Origin of the sequence: Arthrobacter sp. NQ7 (assembly GCF_029581595.2) — a bacterium.
Taxonomy (GTDB): Bacteria; Actinomycetota; Actinomycetes; order Actinomycetales; family Micrococcaceae; genus Arthrobacter; species Arthrobacter phenanthrenivorans_B.
In genome coordinates this window covers 201,035-217,050 of record NZ_JARFXU020000003.1, presented here as the reverse complement: position 1 = coordinate 217,050, position 16,016 = coordinate 201,035, and the positions used below count along the sequence as shown (strand labels likewise).

Annotated in this window: 16 protein-coding genes and 1 pseudogene; 12 read left to right on the top strand and 5 right to left on the bottom strand. The window is 68.0% G+C overall.

What is annotated here, in order from left to right:
• Window position 1: 1 nt before the first annotated feature.
• From PUN71_RS05815 to PUN71_RS05790, 6 genes are all read left to right on the top strand, one after another.
• On the top strand, window positions 2–1,084 hold the full coding sequence (locus tag PUN71_RS05815; RefSeq protein ID WP_277797667.1) for an FAD-dependent oxidoreductase: 1,083 nt from the start codon (window positions 2–4) through the stop codon (window positions 1,082–1,084).
• A 51-nt stretch (window positions 1,085–1,135) separates the two neighbouring features.
• Window positions 1,136–2,308, top strand: a complete 1,173-nt coding sequence (locus PUN71_RS05810) for a class I SAM-dependent methyltransferase (RefSeq protein ID WP_277797666.1) — start codon at window positions 1,136–1,138, stop codon at window positions 2,306–2,308.
• A gap of 203 nt (window positions 2,309–2,511) precedes the next feature.
• Window positions 2,512–3,714 carry an ROK family transcriptional regulator gene (locus PUN71_RS05805; protein WP_277797665.1) on the top strand — a complete coding sequence of 401 codons (1,203 nt, stop codon included), beginning with the start codon at window positions 2,512–2,514 and terminating at the stop codon, window positions 3,712–3,714.
• Window positions 3,715–3,719: 5 nt separating this feature from the next.
• Entirely contained in the window at window positions 3,720–5,072 is a 1,353-nt protein-coding gene (locus tag PUN71_RS05800; RefSeq protein WP_277797664.1) for an extracellular solute-binding protein, read from the top strand.
• A 1-nt stretch (window position 5,073) separates the two neighbouring features.
• The gene (locus tag PUN71_RS05795) at window positions 5,074–5,955 is read left to right on the top strand and encodes a carbohydrate ABC transporter permease (protein WP_277797663.1); all 882 of its coding nucleotides are present in this window, start codon (window positions 5,074–5,076) and stop codon (window positions 5,953–5,955) included.
• Window positions 5,952–6,827 (top strand): carbohydrate ABC transporter permease, encoded by an 876-nt coding sequence (locus tag PUN71_RS05790; RefSeq protein ID WP_436976226.1) that lies wholly within the window; start codon window positions 5,952–5,954, stop codon window positions 6,825–6,827. The genes PUN71_RS05795 and PUN71_RS05790 overlap by 4 nt, the downstream gene beginning before the upstream one ends.
• On the opposite strand, the gene PUN71_RS05785 is transcribed toward PUN71_RS05790, so the two are convergent.
• Window positions 6,824–7,051 (bottom strand): hypothetical protein, encoded by a 228-nt coding sequence (locus tag PUN71_RS05785; protein WP_043451041.1) that lies wholly within the window; start codon window positions 7,049–7,051, stop codon window positions 6,824–6,826. The two genes, PUN71_RS05790 and PUN71_RS05785, sit on opposite strands and share 4 nt — an antisense overlap.
• A gap of 115 nt (window positions 7,052–7,166) precedes the next feature.
• On the opposite strand from PUN71_RS05785, the gene PUN71_RS05780 reads away from it, so the two are divergent.
• The 6 genes from PUN71_RS05780 (at window position 7,167) to PUN71_RS05755 (ending at window position 13,581) form a co-directional block, all read left to right on the top strand.
• Window positions 7,167–8,159, top strand: coding sequence for an AAA family ATPase (locus PUN71_RS05780; protein ID WP_277797662.1), 993 nt, complete (start codon window positions 7,167–7,169; stop codon window positions 8,157–8,159).
• Between the two features lie 6 nt (window positions 8,160–8,165).
• Complete coding sequence (locus PUN71_RS05775; protein ID WP_277797661.1) at window positions 8,166–9,086, top strand: DUF58 domain-containing protein; 921 nt, start codon at window positions 8,166–8,168, stop codon at window positions 9,084–9,086.
• Complete coding sequence (locus tag PUN71_RS05770; protein ID WP_277797660.1) at window positions 9,076–9,546, top strand: hypothetical protein; 471 nt, start codon at window positions 9,076–9,078, stop codon at window positions 9,544–9,546. The genes PUN71_RS05775 and PUN71_RS05770 overlap by 11 nt, the downstream gene beginning before the upstream one ends.
• On the top strand, window positions 9,537–11,558 hold the full coding sequence (locus tag PUN71_RS05765; RefSeq protein WP_277797659.1) for a VWA domain-containing protein: 2,022 nt from the start codon (window positions 9,537–9,539) through the stop codon (window positions 11,556–11,558). The genes PUN71_RS05770 and PUN71_RS05765 overlap by 10 nt, the downstream gene beginning before the upstream one ends.
• Window positions 11,555–12,262, top strand: a complete 708-nt coding sequence (locus PUN71_RS05760; RefSeq protein ID WP_277797658.1) for a hypothetical protein — start codon at window positions 11,555–11,557, stop codon at window positions 12,260–12,262. The genes PUN71_RS05765 and PUN71_RS05760 overlap by 4 nt, the downstream gene beginning before the upstream one ends.
• 323 nt (window positions 12,263–12,585) lie before the next feature.
• Complete coding sequence (locus PUN71_RS05755; protein ID WP_277797657.1) at window positions 12,586–13,581, top strand: methylenetetrahydrofolate reductase; 996 nt, start codon at window positions 12,586–12,588, stop codon at window positions 13,579–13,581.
• On the opposite strand, the pseudogene PUN71_RS23155 reads toward PUN71_RS05755, so the two are convergent.
• From PUN71_RS23155 to PUN71_RS05735, 4 genes and pseudogenes are all read right to left on the bottom strand, one after another.
• Window positions 13,569–13,616 (bottom strand): annotated as a pseudogene (locus PUN71_RS23155) (hypothetical protein); the annotation flags it as partial. The gene PUN71_RS05755 and the pseudogene PUN71_RS23155 overlap by 13 nt on opposite strands.
• A 118-nt stretch (window positions 13,617–13,734) precedes the next feature.
• Window positions 13,735–14,454: a hypothetical protein gene (locus PUN71_RS05745; protein WP_277797656.1), complete on the bottom strand. Its 720-nt coding sequence runs from the start codon at window positions 14,452–14,454 to the stop codon at window positions 13,735–13,737.
• 33 nt (window positions 14,455–14,487) lie between these two features.
• A complete protein-coding gene (locus tag PUN71_RS05740; RefSeq protein ID WP_043451050.1) occupies window positions 14,488–14,994 on the bottom strand; it encodes a DUF2004 domain-containing protein in 507 nt (168 codons plus the stop codon).
• A 45-nt stretch (window positions 14,995–15,039) separates the two neighbouring features.
• The gene (locus PUN71_RS05735) at window positions 15,040–15,957 is read right to left on the bottom strand and encodes a LysR family transcriptional regulator (protein ID WP_043451149.1); all 918 of its coding nucleotides are present in this window, start codon (window positions 15,955–15,957) and stop codon (window positions 15,040–15,042) included.
• Window positions 15,958–16,016 lie beyond the last annotated feature (59 nt).

Below are 16,016 nucleotides of genomic sequence, written 5' to 3'. Positions count from 1 at the left end.
CGTGATTCCTGACCCAACCGACGTGCTGGTCATCGGCGCGGGGCAGGCAGGCCTGTCGGCCGCTTACCACCTTCAGCGCCGGGGACTGGGCTATGCCGTGCTCGACGCCGAGGACGGTCCCGGTGGTGCCTGGCGGCACCGCTGGAAGAGCCTGCGCATGGCCACGGTCAACGGAATCAGCGACCTGCCGGGCATTGCCAAGCCGCAGGTGGATCCGGCGGAACCCAGCTCCGAGTTCCTGTCCCGATACTTCGGGACCTATGAGAAGGAACTGGGCCTGGCCGTGCACCGCCCCGTGAAGGTCAAGGCTGTCCGGCGGGAAGACGATAGCCCCACCGGGCTGCTGCGGATTGAGACCTCCGCCGGCGACTGGAGCGCCAGGGCGGTCATCAATGCCACCGGTACCTGGAGCCGTCCCTTCTGGCCGATCTATCCTGGCCAGTCCTCGTTCCGGGGCCGCCAGCTGCACGTGGCCGATTATGTTTCCGCGGAGGAGTTCCGCGGCCAGCACGTGATCGTGGTGGGCGGCGGCATCTCGGCGGTCGGCCTGCTGGACGAAATCTCCCGCGTCACCAGCACCAGCTGGTTCACCCGCCGGGAACCTGTCTGGCGCGATGCCCCATTCGATGCCAAGGCCGGACACGATGCCGTGGCGCTGGTGGAGGAGCGCGTCCGCAAGGGGCTTCCGCCGCAAAGCGTCGTTTCCGCGACAGGACTGATCTGGACCCCTGCCCTGCGGGCGGCCAAAGACCGGGGAGCCTTGGACCGGCAGCCGATGTTCACTGCCATCGAACCCCATGGCGTCCGCCGCGCGGACGGCAGCTTCCTGGCGGCCGACGCCATCCTCTGGGCCACCGGCTTCAGGGCGGAACTGGAACATCTCGCGCCACTTCACCTCCGGGGACCCGGCGGCGGCATTGCCATGGAAGGAACCCGGGTGGCAGCCGAGCCGCGCGTACACCTCGTGGGTTACGGCCCGTCGTCGTCCACCATCGGGGCCAACCGCGCGGGACGCGCAGCAGTTGCCGCGATCCTGGCACTGCCGGGCATGCCACACCCGGCGGAACCGGTAACGTGGGGGTGATGCCCCGGGCCCCCGGGGCCGGCAGGAACGACAGAAGGCGGCAGGACACCGGTGGCAGCAAACACCCTGGCAGACATTTTCCAGGTCCTGCGCAGGCGCCCCGATGTCGAGGCCCCCAACCTGCAGGCCTGGGACGCCACGGACCGGCTGCTGCTGGACACCGCCGTGCAGCTCGGCCGTGCCGGGGGCAACACCGTGGTGATCGGGGACCGCTACGGTGCGCTGACGCTTGGCGCCGCGGCGGTACTGGCACCGGCCCCGCTGCGCGTCCACCAGGACCTGGTCACGGGCGAAAGGGCACTGCGGCTCAACGCCCAAGCACTCCGGATTCACCGTGAAGCGGCGGCGGAGGACGGCTCCGGCGCCCCTGCTGAATTCACCCAGCTGCTGCTGGGACCGGAACTGCTGGCGGAGGCAGACACCGTCCTGCTCCAGCTCCCCAAAACACTCGCCGAGCTCGAGGAGATTGCCGACGCCGTGGTCCGGTACGCCGCCCCCGGCGTCCGGCTGCTGGCCGGCGGCCGGGTGAAGCATATGTCCCTGGGCATGAACGCAGTCCTTGAACGATTCTTTGTCTCCGTGCAGCCGCAGCTCGCGCGGCAGAAGTCGCGGGTGCTCCTGGCCAGCGGCCCGAAGGTTCCTGCCTCTTCCCCGCGCTTCCCGGCCATCGAGCACCTGGACGGGCTGGACCTGGACGTGGCCGCCCACGGCGCCGTCTTCGCCGGCCCTAAACTGGACATCGGCACGCGCTACCTGCTCACATTCCTGCCCGCGATGAAGCCGGCCCGCCACGCCGTCGACCTGGGCTGCGGCACCGGAATCCTCGCGGCGATGTACGCCCGCCACTTCCCGGGCTCGGCCGTAACAGCCACCGACCAATCCGCGGCCGCCGTGCAGTCGGCGCTTGCCACTGCACGCGCCAACGGGTTGGCGGACCGGATCTCTGTCCTGCAGGACGACGCCCTCAGCACCTTCGCCGACGGCACCGTGGACGCCGTTCTGCTTAACCCGCCCTTCCACATCGGGACCGGGGTCCACGCCGGCGCCGGCCTGAAGATGATCGAGGCTGCCGGGCGTGTCCTTGCTCCCGGCGGGGAACTGTGGACCGTCTTCAACCGCCACCTCGACTACCTGCCCGCCCTGGAGCGGCACGTTGGCCCCACCGTGGTGGAAGGCCGGAACCCCAAGTTCACCGTCACGCGCAGCACTCGCAGGCCCCGCTGACCCCGCCTTCCGCCGCCAGGTCCCGCCCAACAGGCCATCCCAATGGCGTTCCGGCGGCTGCGCCGCGCCGCTGTGCGCACATATGGGCGCGGACGCACCCTTAACGTACGATTCAAGCATCAGCAGGTAGCCGAAGACGTTTAGGGGACACAGTGTCTGAGATCCGCCAATCCTCGCCGAGACGCGGAACCAACTTGCCCAGGATGGGGGACTTCAACCTCACGGTCATCCTTGACGCAATCCGCAGAACAGCCGGTGGGCTGAGCCGGGTGGAGCTCGCCCAAATCGTTGGCCTGTCCCCGCAGACGATCTCGAATATCTCCCGCCGCCTGCTGGACCAAAACCTGATCGTGGAAGCCGGCAAGGAAGGCACCGGCCCCGGCAAGCCCCGCACCATCCTCCGCCTTAATCCCGCCGGCATGTACGCCCTGGGCGTGCACCTGGACCCGGCCGTGACCACCTTCGTGGTGCTCGACCTGGTGGGCGCGGTGGTCCGGCATTCGCGGATCAAGACCCCCGGCGGCAACGATCCGTCCGCCGTCATCACCACCATCGCCGCCGAAATCGCCCAGCTGGTGGCCGACTCGGGCGTGGACCGCAACCGGATCGCCGGCCTGGGTGTTGCTGCCCCTGGTCCCATCGACCTGGACAACGGCACGGTGGTGGATCCGCCGCTGCTGCCGGGCTGGGACAGGGTGGAACTGCGCGAGGCGCTTGCCGGGGCCACCGGCTACTCGGTACTCGTTGACAAGGACGTCACCAGCGCCGCCGTTGCGGAAACCTGGGCAGGCGGTCCCAGCGGTGCCGGCAGCTTCGTGTTCATGTACATGGGCACCGGCATCGGCTGCGGCATTGTCCTGAACGACGAGGTGGTCCGCGGCACCTCCGGCAACGCCGGCGAAATCGGCCACATCATCGTGGATCCGGACGGGCCCCCCTGCGACTGCGGCCTGCGCGGCTGCGTGAAATCCTCCTGCATCCCGCAGGTGCTCGTGGCGGAGGCGGAAGCCGCCGGCATCCTGGACGGTTCCCGGGCGGGCGACAGCGCCGCTGAAGTCCAACAAAGCTTCTCCCGGCTCTGCGCGCTCGCAGACGGCGGTGACGAACGTGCCGCCGCCATCCTTGACCGCTCAGCCGTCCTGGTGGCCCGTGCGGTTTCAGTGGTTACCAACACTTTGGACGTCGAACGCGTGGTCTTTGGCGGTCCGTTCTGGAGCGGCCTGGCGGAGCGCTACCTGCAACGGATCCCGCCGCTGTTGGACGCCAACAGCGACGTCCGGCTGATCCATCCGATCGAGGTGGTGGGCACAGGGGTCGGGGACGACGTCGGGGCCATCGGCGCTGCCTCGCTGGTCCTCGAACACACCCTCGCGCCCCGCGCCCAGCGTCTGCTGCTGGAAAGCTGACCGTGATGCTTCGCCGGGTATCGAAGGCAGTATCCCTGATGGCGGCGGCAGTCCTGGCCCTCGCGGCCTGCACCCCCGCCGATCCCGCCGGTGGCACCAGGACCATCAAGGTGGCATACCAGAAAACCGACTCCTTCACTGCCCTGGACACCATGTTCCAGGACGCGAAAAAGGAGTTTGAGGCCGCCAACCAGGGCGTGACCGTTGAGCTGCAGCCCATCCAGGCCAATGACGACGACTACGGCACCAAACTTGCCCTGGCGCTGCGTTCGCCGTCCACCGCTCCCGATGTCTTCTACGAGGACACCTTCAAGGTCCGCTCAGACGTCGATGCCGGCTACCTCCTGAACCTTGACAGCCGCCTGGCCGGCTGGGGCGAGTGGGCCAAGTTCGACGCCCGCGCCAAGGAGGCAGGCAAGGCTGACGACGGCGGCACGTACGCGGTGCCGCTTGGCACCGACACGAGGGCCATCTGGTACAACAAGAAAGTCTTCCAGGCCGCCGGTATCACCCTGCCGTGGCGACCGGCCAGCTGGCAGGACATCCTGGATACCGCCCGTAAGATCAAGGCCTCAAATCCGGACGTGATCCCGTTCAACCTCTACGCCGGCAAGGGCACCGGCGAGGGGACCGTCATGCAGGGGTTCTACGAACTCCTGTACGGCACTGGGGCGGGCCTCTACGACAAGGAATCCAGGAAGTGGGTGGTCGGTTCTGCCGGTTTCAAGGACTCCCTGACCTTCCTTCAGACCCTGTACCGGGAAAACCTGGCGGTGGCACCGGCCCAGGCCCTGGACCCGAACATCTGGAAGAAGGTGTTTGGTGAATGGTTCCCCAAAGCCCAGCTCGGGGCAACGGTTGAAGGTTCCTACGCGCCGTCGTTCTGGCAAAAGGGCGGCAGCTACGAATGGCCGGCGTACGGGGACGACATGGGTGTGGCTCCGTTCCCCACCCAAAACGGTGCGGCACCCGGGGCCGTCAGCATGTCCGGCGGATGGACCCTCGCCGTCGGCGCGGAAACCAAGCAGCCCGATCTCGCCTTCAATTTCCTCACCACCGCGCTCAATGCGAAAAACTCGCTGGGGTTCACCGTTGCCAGCTCGCAGATCGCCGTGCGCACCGACGTCGCCGCCGACCCTGGCTACCAGGCGGCCAACCCGTTCGTGAAGGACGTCTCCGGACTGGTCGCCGTCACCAACTACCGGCCCGCCACTTCGGACTACCCCCGGATCTCAGCCGCCGTGCAGGAAGCCACCGAGGCCGTGATCACCGGCAGCAGGACCCCGGAACAGGCAGCGGCCGATTATGACACCGCGGTGGCGGGCATCGTGGGCGGCGACAAGACCATCCGGAAGTAGCATGCCGGCCACCCCGCGCCGCCGGCACGTGCTTCGGTACCTGCCGGTGCTGCCCGCCGTCGTGCTGCTGCTCGTCTTCCTCGCCGGTCCGGTGCTGTGGGCGTTCCAGGCTTCGCTCACCAATGCCGCGCTCACGGGCCGGCACGCCAGGAATCCTGAGTGGGTGGGCCTGGAGAACTACCAGCGGCTGGCCCAGGACCCTGTTTTTCCGCTCTCCCTTGGGCTGACCGTCCTGTTCGTGGCGGGATCGGCCGTTCTGGGCCAGAACGTGCTGGGGCTGGCCCTTGCGGTCCTCATGCGCCGCGCACGTCCGGTTGTAGCGGCCACCGTGGGAACCGCCGTCGTGGCCGCCTGGGTCCTGCCGGAAATCGTGGCCGCCTTCGCTGCCTATGCCTTCTTCAGCCGGGACGGCACGCTCAACCAGTTGCTGGGCCGGTTCGGGGCGCCGGACGTTGACTGGCTTTATGCCGTGCCCATGGCCGCCGTCGTCCTGGCGAACGTCTGGCGGGGAACCGCCTTCTCCATGCTCGTCTACCGGGCAGCCCTGAACAGCGTGCCGGCCGAACTGCTCGAAGCCGCCCACATGGACGGGGCCGGCGCCTGGCAGCGGTTCTCCTTCATCACGCTTCCCGTGATCCGGGGCAGCATCGCCACCAACCTGATGCTGGTCACGCTGCAGACCCTGGCGGTCTTCACGCTGATCTGGGTCCTGACGGCCGGCGGACCGGCCAACGCCAGCACCACGCTGCCGGTCCTGGCCTACCAGGAAGCCTTCAAGTTCGGTGACATTGGCTACGGCACCGCCGTGGCCACGGTCCTGATCCTCATCGGAGCCGTGTTCGGGGCAGCCTACCTCCGGCTGCTGAGGGAGCAGAAGCCGTGACCGCGGCCGTACGGGAGCGGCGGCCCCTGCACCCGGCCGCACGCCGGGGGACCGCCCGCGAACGCGGCAGCGCCTGGGCGGACCTGGTCCTGCTGCTGATCGGTGGTTGCTTCCTGCTGCCGCTGCTGTGGCTGGTGTTCGGTTCGCTGGATCCCGCAGCGGGCCACGCCACCAGGATTCCGGAGCGGCCGGGCCTGGATAATTTTGCCGCGGTGTTCACCCCTGCGCTGCTGTTCCGGCCACTCTGGAACAGCCTGCTGCTGTCAGCCGGGACGGGTGTAGTGACACTGGCCGCGGCCGTGCTTGCCGCCTATCCGCTGTCCCGCTACCGGTCCCGCTTCAACACCCCGTTCATGTACGGCATCCTCTTCGGCACCTGCCTGCCCGTCACCGCCATCATGGTCCCGGTCTACGGCCTGTTCGTGCAGTTCCGGCTGCTCGACTCGCCGGCCGCCACCGTTCTGTTCCTGGCCGCCACGAGCCTGCCCATGGCCATCTGGATGACCAGGAATTTCATGGACTCCGTGCCGCTGGAGGTGGAGGAAGCGGCCTGGGTGGACGGTGCCTCCCGGCTGGGTGCGCTGCGGTCCATCGTGCTGCCGCTCATGCGGCCGGGCCTAGGCGTCGTGTTCATCTTTGTGTTCATCCAGGCGTGGGGGAACTTCTTCGTCCCGTTCGTGCTCCTGCTGTCCGAGGACCGGCAGCCGGCTGCCGTCTCCATCTTCAGTTTCTTCGGCCAGCACGGGGCAGTCGCATACGGCCAGCTGGCCGCGTTTTCAATTCTCTATTCCATCCCGGTCCTGGCGCTTTACGTGCTCGTCGCGCGCGGGTCCGGCAATGCGATGGCCCTCGCGGGGGCTGTCAGGGGCTAATCGATATCCTCGAGCACAACGCCGAACGGCAGGGTGTCGTCCAGGTGCGCCTGGTGGCCGGTGGGGTTGTTGACCACACGGACCCCGTGCAGCTTCTCCGCTGCCGACTGCATCAGGACCGGCCTGACCGTATCGACAAAGTGCTCGTTCTTGTCGGCGAGATATTCCTTGTAACTGGCTGGAAGCTCAATCATGGCAAAAGAATAGACCTGCCGGCCCCGCATGGGGAGGGGTGCCCATTGCCGGGTTTCAGGTGGTCCGCTTGGATAGGATGGCGGGCGGGACAGGGCCGGCCCAGTCCCAACACCGTCACCAGGGGGAACAGTGCTTTCGACCAGCATGCCAGCAACCATCCAGCCGGCGGAGCTGGCCAGGGCACAGCAGGTGGCCGGCAACATCTCGCGCACCTTCGATGCGAAGGTGGTGGGCCAGGCACGGCTGCGTGAGTCCCTTCTGGTGGGCCTGTTGACCGGCGGCCATATCCTGCTCGAGAGCGTCCCGGGCCTGGCGAAGACCACGGCCGCCCAAACCCTGGCCGACGCCGTCAGCGCGGGGTTCCGGCGCATCCAGTGCACCCCCGACCTGCTGCCCAGCGACATCGTGGGAACCCAGATCTACGACGCAGCGAAAGGAACCTTTCGGACCCAGCTGGGCCCGGTCCACGCCAACATCGTGCTGCTCGACGAGATCAACCGCTCCAGCGCTAAGACCCAGAGCGCCATGCTGGAAGCCATGCAGGAACGCCAGACCTCCATCGGCGGACAGGACTACCCCCTGCCCTCGCCGTTCCTGGTCCTGGCCACCCAGAATCCCATCGAGCAGGAAGGCACCTACCAGTTGCCCGAGGCCCAGATGGACCGCTTCATGCTCAAAGATGTGCTGGACTACCCCACACCAGCTGAAGAAGCCGAGGTCATCCGCAGGATCGACGCCGGCGTCTTCACCCCTGCGCAAAAGCCGCCGGCCGCCGCGTCCCTGGACGCCATCACGGAGATCCAGCAGCTGACCCGGCGCATCTACATCGACCCGGCGGTCATCAACTACATCGTGGGGCTGGTGTACGTCACGCGGAACGCCTCCCAGTACATCGACGCCAGGCTCGCCGGGTTCATCGAGTTCGGCGCCAGCCCCCGTGCCAGCATCGCCTTCAGCCAGGCATCCCGTGCGGTGGCCCTGCTGAACGGCCGGGACCACGTCATTCCCGAGGACGTCAGGTCCCTGGCACACCGGGTACTGCGGCACCGGCTGATCCTGAATTTCGACGCCGTGGCGGAGCAGGTCCCGGTGGAGACCGTGATTGACGCCATCGTCGCCGCCGTCCAGACCCCCTGAACCTCCATGGCGAGCCTCCTCCACCGGGTCAAGTCGAAAATGGCCATCTTCGCGCACCGCAAAGCACGCGGGATGCTCGACGGCGAATACGGTTCCGTCTTCAGGGGACGCAGCCTGGACTTTGACGACCTGCGCGCCTACGTGCCGGGTGATGACGTCCGCGACATCGACTGGAAGGCGTCCGCGCGCCACGGCTCACCGCTGATCAGGCGGTATGTGGCCGTCCGGCGGCAGACCGTCCTGCTCATCACGGACACGGGGCGCAACATGGCGGCGGAGGCACGGTCCGGTGAAGTGAAAAAGGACATTGCCGTGCTGGCACTGGGGGTCCTGGGCTACCTGGCCCACCGCCACGGCGACCTGGTGGGGCTGGTGTGCGGGGACTCCTCGGCCACCCGCCAGCTTCCGGCCAAGGGCGGCGAGGCCCACCTGGAACGGCTGCTGCGGCACGTGGACTCGCAGACCACGCTTGACGGGGCTGCCAGCAGGATCGAGGACCAGCTCGACTACGTGGCACGCAACATCACGGGCCGCCACCTGCTCTTCGTCGTGGCGGACGAACTGGCGGGGGACCCGGCCACCGCAAAGCTGCTGCGCAGGCTCCGCGCCCAGCACGAAGTCCTCTGGCTGACGGTGCGGGATGCCGACCTGTCACCCTCCCGGGGCGCCGGGAACGGCTGGAACCCGGTCTGGAATCCGGACACCGGCGCGGAGTCCTACAGTGTGGCCGATTCCTCCCGGCTGGCTTCACAGCCGGCCCTGTCCGCCGAGGTAGCTGACGCCTATGCAAAGGCCACCGCCGAGCGGGATACCGGACGCAGGGCCATGCTCCGCGCTGCCGGGATCGCGGACGGGGAAGTGGAAGGCAGCGGGGACGTCCTTACCGCCCTTTTCGCGCTCCTGGAGAGGCACCGCCGTGCAGGATAATTCCGGGTTCTACGGTCCCCTCCACTACAGTCCGCTCTGGCTGTGGTGCGGCCTGGCCCTGCTGGCACTGGTGGCTGCCTGGTACGTGGCCGTGTTTGCCGGTACCCGCACCGCCCCGCCGCCACGCCAAGGCAGCGCGCGCTCCACCCTGACCGACCTGCCGGCGCTTAAGGCGGCCTACCTGCAGCGCATCCAGGACGTGGACCGGGAGGCCGCGGCCGGCGCCCTCGATGCACGGACCGCGCACCAGCAGATCAGCCTCCTGCTGCGCGGGTTCGTCCGGGACGCCACCGGAGTGGATGCCACCAGGATGACCCACCAGGACCTGGCCCGGCACCCGCTGCCGGCCGCGGCCGAGGTCGTCGAAGCACTGTACCCCGCAGAGTTCGGCCCGGGGCCACCTCCCTCCGTGGCCGCGTCCGCCGCCAAAGCCGCAGCGGCGGTGCGCGCATGGCGCTGATGTTCTGGTGGCTGCTGCCGGTGGCGGCGCTTGCGGCAGGAGCGGCGGTGTGGGCCGCCCTCCGGCGCAACAGAGGCTCCAATGTGCGACGACGGCCCGTGGCCCACGCCGACAGGCTCACCGCTCTGCCGGAATACCAGGCGGCCCTGCGCCGGTACCGGCGCCGGCTGGCCATGGCGGGAACAGCGTGCGCGGTATTGCTTGTTGCGGCGGCAACAGCCGCAGCACGTCCCATCGACGTCACCACCATCAGCCCCGGGCAGCACAACCGCGACGTCATGCTCTGCCTGGACGCATCAGGATCCATGAGCAGCGCCGATGCCGCGGTGGTGGACGTGTTCGCGAAGCTGGCCGAAAAGTTCGACGGCGAGCGGATCGGCCTCACCATCTTCGACAGCAGCGCCATCCAGGTCTTTCCGCTGACCGACGACTATGCCTATGCCCGGGAGCAGCTCAGCGCCGCCAAAGACGCCTTCGACGGAAAACCCGGAAGCTCCGGCTTCCTGGACGGCACCTGGAATGGCCGGGGCTCGTCGCTGATCGGAGACGGCCTGGCGTCCTGCCTCAACAGTTTCCCTCCCGGCACAGCTCCGCCGCGGGAGGTGCCGCAGGAAGGGCCGCAGCGCTCGCTGTCCGTGGTGCTGGCCACGGACAACTTCCTCTCCGGCGAACCGATCATGACCCTGGACCAGGCAGCCCAGCTGGCCAGGGACCGGTTCGTCCACGTCTACGCCCTGAACCCGGCGGACCTGGACTATGGCGCGGACGGCGACCAGCCGGGGGCCCGGCTGCGTGCCGCCGCGCAATCAACCGGCGGCGCCTACTATGCTCTGGACAATCCTGGGGCAGTGGCCGGCATCGTGGGCGCCGTAGAGCAGACCGAAACGGCAGCGATCCAGGGTGCGCCGCGCGCCGTCTTCTCGGAGATCCCGGGCCTGCCCCTCGCTGTTGCGCTGCTGGCCGCGCTGGTCCTGTGCCTGGTCCTTTGGCGGCTGCAGGGCTTCCGGGCACACCGGCGGTCGTGGCTGCGGCGGGGAGCTGTGCTCCTGCTGCTCCTGGCGGCGCTGTTGCGGCCCGGCCTGCCCGGCGGAACCGTGCCGGCCGCAACCGCCGACTTGAACGTGTTCTTCGTGGTGGACACCACCACCAGCATGGTGGCCGAGGACTACGGCAACAGCAGGCCGCGCCTGGAGGGTGCCAGGAAGGACATCATGGCCATCGCGGAACAACTGCCCGGTGCCCGCTTCTCCGTGATTACCTTCGACACCACAGCGCACGTGCGGATGCCGCTCAGCACCGACACCCTGGCCCTGCAAACCATCACCGACGTCCTGGAACCCCAGGTGACGGCCTACGCCAGGGGCAGCAGCATCACGGCGGCCAGGCACGTGCTCGCTGAGCGGTTGGCCGCGGCCCGGGACAGCCACCCCTCCCGGCCGCAGCTGGTGTACTACCTGGGTGACGGCGAACAGACCAGCGGCAAGGAACCGGAAGCCATGACGCTCGACGGCGGGCTGGTGGCAGGGGGAGCGGTGCTGGGTTACGGAACGGCCGCGGGGGGCCGGATGAAGAAAAACACCGGATTGACGAACGACACCCGTTTGATGGACGACACCCATTCGACGGAAGACACAGGGGGTGGGTCCGACGACGGGACCGCCGATGGAGGTCCCGCAGGCGGGCGCAGCGGAGGGTACGTCCAGGACAACCGTGCCGGCAGCACCGGCGACGCGCTGTCCGTCATCGACGAGGAACGGCTGCGCCGCATTGCGGACCAGCTTGGCGTGCCGTATGTGCACCGGGACGCAGTCGGTTCCGTGGCGGACCTGCTGCAGAAGGCCCATCCCGGTGCGGTGGACCGGACCGACGGGCCCGAATCCGTGGCTGCCGCCGCGGAACTCTACTGGCTCCTTGCCGCCGGCGCCTTCCTCGCCGCCCTGCCGGACGCCGCAGGCATCCTTCGGCAGCTGCACGGCCTCCGGCCAACCCGCCGACAGGAGGCGGCGCGGTGACCGCCATCGACCGGAGGCGCCGTCTGCTGGCATGGTCGGCACTGCCTGTGCTCCTGGCGTTGTGCGTCGCCGCCAAACTCCTCAGCCTGGCCATCCTCGGCGGCCAGGCGGCGTCAGGTTTCGCCGCCGGTGACGCCCGTGCCGTGGATGCAGCTGCGGGCGGACTTGGCATCGCCAACATCGTCGAACCGCACAAAGGCCCGTTCGCTTCCGGTGACGCCGCAGTGCTGGAAGGGGACTACAGCACTGCCCGGACCCGGTTTGAAAAGGCATTGGGCATGGCCCCGGATGGCTCGCCCGACTCCTGCCTCATCCGCGTGAACCTGGTGCTGGCGATTGAACGCCTCGGTGACCGGCAGCTGCAGGCCGGGGACCCGGCGTCGGCCGTCCCTCTTTACACGGAAGCTCTGGCGGCAGCGGGCCAGGCGCCTGACGCCTGCGGCTCCGTGGCACCGGAAGCCAGCGGCCTGCTGGCGGATGCCAGGGACCGGCTGGAAGGCAAGCTCGGGGCGGCCGGACAACCTGCGGACCAGCCTACGGGGCCGGCGGAGTCCGCCCCGGACGGGACCGAAGATGCACAGCAAAGCCGGCTGCAGCAACTGCAGGACAGCGCGCGCGGGGCGGAGCGGGAAAGGAACGGCAGCCGGGAACGCGGGGAATACCTGGACGGCGGCGGGGGAGCGGCGCCGGACCGCCCCTGGTAGGCGTGGGCGAAGAAAATTCTGCCGGTCTGGAAAAGATCCAGTAAAACTGTGTCTTAATTCGGTTCCAACTTGTCCCGGCCCCGCAACGCCCCATAGAGTCGTCCACAAGTTACCGCGGTAACGTGTCAGCGATCCTCCGTCACGGAGGGTGTGGGTGCCCCCATGTGGGCCTGACATTTGCTCACGGACTACTTCATTCAAGGCGTAACAGTCACGGCTGCGTCCCTGGTGGAGTCCCTCCGTGTTCCCCAAACTCAAATTCATTGCCGGTTTCCCTGATTTTCCGTCCGGGAGACGTCAATGGCCCAAAGCCAAGGACGCAAATGTCACCACCAAGCCTTAGCGACGCACATCCCAACCTCTCCGACACCGCCCCGGTGGCGCTCTCCTACGAGCTGTTTCCGCCGCGTTCTCCCGCGGCGGCCGAAACCCTGTGGACCACCATCCGGGAGCTCGAGACCACCGGGCCGGACTATGTCTCCGTGACGTACGGTGCCAGCGGATCCAACCGGAACACCGCCGTCGACCTCATCAACCGGCTCCTGCTGGAAACCACCCTGCGGCCGCTGGCCCACCTGACCTGCGTGGGCAACACCCCCCAGGAACTCGCCGCCATTGTGGGAGAACTGCTGGACACCGGGGTTCGGGGCATCCTGGCCCTTCGGGGAGATCTTCCCAAGGACGCCAGCGCCCCGGCCGCCGGATCACTCCGGTACGCCCAGGACCTGATCGAACTCATCCGCCGTGTCGAGCAGCGCCGTTCAGCCCTGCTCTGTGCCGGAAAGATCGCCGTGGGCGTCGCCGCCTACCCCACCAGGCACCCGGAGTCACCCAGCGAAGAGCACGACGTTGAGGTCCTGCTGGCCAAGCAGCGCTCCGGCGCGGACTTCGCCATCACCCAGGTGTTCTTCAAGACCGAGCAGTACGCGGACCTCCTGGCCCGCGCCCGGCGTGCCGGCGTAACCATTCCGATCATCCCCGGCGTCATGCCGCTGACCAGCCTCCGGCGCCTGCGCCGGCTGGGCGAACTGACCGGCGTGGAGCCGGCGGCGGAACTCATGGAACGCCTGGCCGCCGCCGACACGGACCTCGAGCGGCTGCACATCGGCGTCGACGCCACCGTCGACCTCGCCAACGCCGCCCTTGACGCCGGCGCCCCCGGCATCCACATCTACACGTTCAACGAACACCAAAGCGCCCTGGACGTCCTGGACAAGCTCGCCCTTCCGCGGCACAGCCGCAACGGCAGCCGGTCGACCACCAGGGCGGGCTCGTCGAGCTGGACCCAGCCGGCACCGGCTTCGGCGAGCTTCAGCTGAACGTAGACGGGCAGGACGTCCTCGAGGCGGGACAGCGGCGCAAAGCCTGCCGGGGCGTCGTCGGATGCGGGGGCGAAGTAGAACCGATTGCCGGCATGCTCAACCCGGGGTGGTTGAGCCTGTCCAAACCTTAAGAAGCGGGTGAACGGCCGGTCACATTACGTGGCCGGCCGTTGCCGGCTGCCGCTTCATCCGCCATGCGGCGGCTGCCAGCCACACGGCAGAGACCACCACTGCCACGATCGCCACCAGCGTCGGCACGGAGTTCGCCGCCGAAAATCCCGATTCCCCGATGATCCATCCCTGCACCAGGTAGGCGAGGCCGGATACTGCCAGCAGGTAGCCGGCAATCCGGGAGACCCGGTGTGTTGCGGCTACGGCGATTCCCAGCATGACCATCGCGGCACCCAGCAGGATGCTTTGGTAGCTGCGCATGCCCCACTCCAGCCAGCGGATGCCCTCAGCCGTGGCAAAACGGGAGGCCTTGTCCGGTTCCGGAGCGGCAGCCCAGGCGTCGACAGCCTGTTTCAAGGCCACCCCGTCCACCGCCTGCAGGGCGCCGTAGAGCGCAACCGCCGCAGCGGCGGAAAGCGCCCCGAAGCGTGCGGTCCACGCCAATCCATGCCGCTGCACCCCGCAGGCGCCGGCCATGGACACCAGCCCCGCCCCCACCAAGGCCATGCCTACGAACTGGCCCAGGTGCACGCCGGTCCAGATCCCGCTGTTGGCATAGGCGGTGAAGGAAGCAACATGGTCGTTCGCGTCATGGGACTCCGCGTGCAGCACGCCCGCCAGGATCGAGACCACTACGCCGGCGAGAAGCAGCGACGACGCCAGCCGCCAGGTCTTCCGCCCGCCATCAACCGTCTCCATGGGTTGCCCGCCGTTGTGCTTGAAGCAGTCCCTTCAGGACTCCCAGACAATCTCGTCGTCCACCACGCCGTCCTGGTCGGCGGATGCCACCAGGACCTCGTCGGTGAAATGCTCGCCCAGGGTGAAATCCAGGACGAAGTAGCGTTCCGGCTGGCCCGGGTAGATCCCCACATGGCCCAGCTTGAGGGCTTTCAAGAAGACGTCATTGGTGAGCTGGCTGCGGTCCTGGACGCCGAAAACCTTGTGCAGGTGCTCTTCCTTGAGGGCATTGCAGTGGAAATGAAGGTACTCCTGGGGACTGGTGCCCTCCTGCTCCAGCTCTTCGGCAATCATTTCCCGGACCTCGTCAACGAGTTCGGGGAGGAAGCGGAGCCGGTACTCGACCTTGCGGAGCGCGGCCTCATCGAAGTGGTCGTGGGCTGTGATGTTCAGGTCGAGTTCCAGCGGGTGGCCGCGCAGCTCGTGCTTCGCGGCGAAGAGATGGTCCACGCCGTGGTTGAGCTCGATCTCCCCAAAGTGCTGGCTCGCTACCTTGTTCATAGTCTCAACATAGACCCGAAGGGCAGACCATTCCAGCGTTCGGCGCTAATTCACCGCGGTGCGCATCCCTGCGAGGGTTTCGGCCAGAAGGTCGACGAAAAGCTGCACGCGCGCCGTCTTGCGGTCATTTATGAGCAGGGCAAACACGTTCCGGGCCAGCCGGATTTCCGGTACGTCCAGCACCACCACCCCCGCCGGCTTGTTCCGCAGTGCGAGCTCCGGCACCAGGGCGGCGCCCAGTCCCGCGGCGGCCATTTCCAGGCTGGCGTGGAAATCGTCGCTGTGCGCCACCACCCGCGGATGCAGGTTGCAGCCAGCGAACAGCCGCTCGATCACCATGGCGTCACTGGTGCCGGGGTGGTGCATGATCCACGGCATTTCGGACAGATGGTCGGCCGCCACCTTGGCGTCGGCCCGGAAGCCCCAGCCGGCCGGCAGCACCACACGGAAATCGTCATCGCCGATCCATTGCCGGTTGATGGTGTTCGGCCAGGCAAAGCCGGTCTGGCCCACCTGGAACACCACGGCCAGGTCCAGGTCGCCGCCGGTCCGCAGCCCCTGGATGGTCTGCCCAGGCTCCGCCACGGACACCCGCAGGTCGATGCCGAGCTTCTTCCACGCCGGATTCTTCAGGATCCGGGGGAGCACATAGGTGGCAAGGCTGGGGAAGATCCCCAGCCGCAGCTCCTGGCTTTCCGTATCCTGCGTCCTTGAGGCGGCAGCCATCAGGGCCTCGATGTCCGTGAGCACCTTCGCCGCGTGCCTGGTCATGACGACGGCGGCCTCCGTGGGAACCACGGCCCGCGCCGACCGCTTGAAGAGGGTTACGCCCGTCTCCCGTTCCAGCGCGGACATCTGCTGCGAGACGGCGGAGGCCGTGTAGCCGAGGGTCGCGGCCGCCGCGGCGAACGAACCCAGCCGGGTGACCTCCAGGAGGGTCTTCAGGTGCACGGGATTTACCACCAGCCCACAGTACTGCACCCATCCGTTGCCGGTGCCGCACCGAATAGTCCTCTGTATAC

Coding starts and splice junctions, on each gene's coding strand:
- PUN71_RS05805 (WP_277797665.1), top strand. CDS start 2,512: ATGGGGGACTTCAACCTCACGGTCATCCTTGACGCAATCCGCAGAACA.
- PUN71_RS05800 (WP_277797664.1), top strand. CDS start 3,720: ATGCTTCGCCGGGTATCGAAGGCAGTATCCCTGATGGCGGCGGCAGTC.
- PUN71_RS05795 (WP_277797663.1), top strand. CDS start 5,074: ATGCCGGCCACCCCGCGCCGCCGGCACGTGCTTCGGTACCTGCCGGTG.
- PUN71_RS05785 (WP_043451041.1), bottom strand. CDS start 7,051: ATGCGGGGCCGGCAGGTCTATTCTTTTGCCATGATTGAGCTTCCAGCC.
- PUN71_RS05780 (WP_277797662.1), top strand. CDS start 7,167: ATGCCAGCAACCATCCAGCCGGCGGAGCTGGCCAGGGCACAGCAGGTG.
- PUN71_RS05775 (WP_277797661.1), top strand. CDS start 8,166: ATGGCGAGCCTCCTCCACCGGGTCAAGTCGAAAATGGCCATCTTCGCG.
- PUN71_RS05765 (WP_277797659.1), top strand. CDS start 9,537: ATGGCGCTGATGTTCTGGTGGCTGCTGCCGGTGGCGGCGCTTGCGGCA.
- PUN71_RS05755 (WP_277797657.1), top strand. CDS start 12,586: ATGTCACCACCAAGCCTTAGCGACGCACATCCCAACCTCTCCGACACC.
- PUN71_RS05745 (WP_277797656.1), bottom strand. CDS start 14,454: ATGGAGACGGTTGATGGCGGGCGGAAGACCTGGCGGCTGGCGTCGTCG.
- PUN71_RS05740 (WP_043451050.1), bottom strand. CDS start 14,994: ATGAACAAGGTAGCGAGCCAGCACTTTGGGGAGATCGAGCTCAACCAC.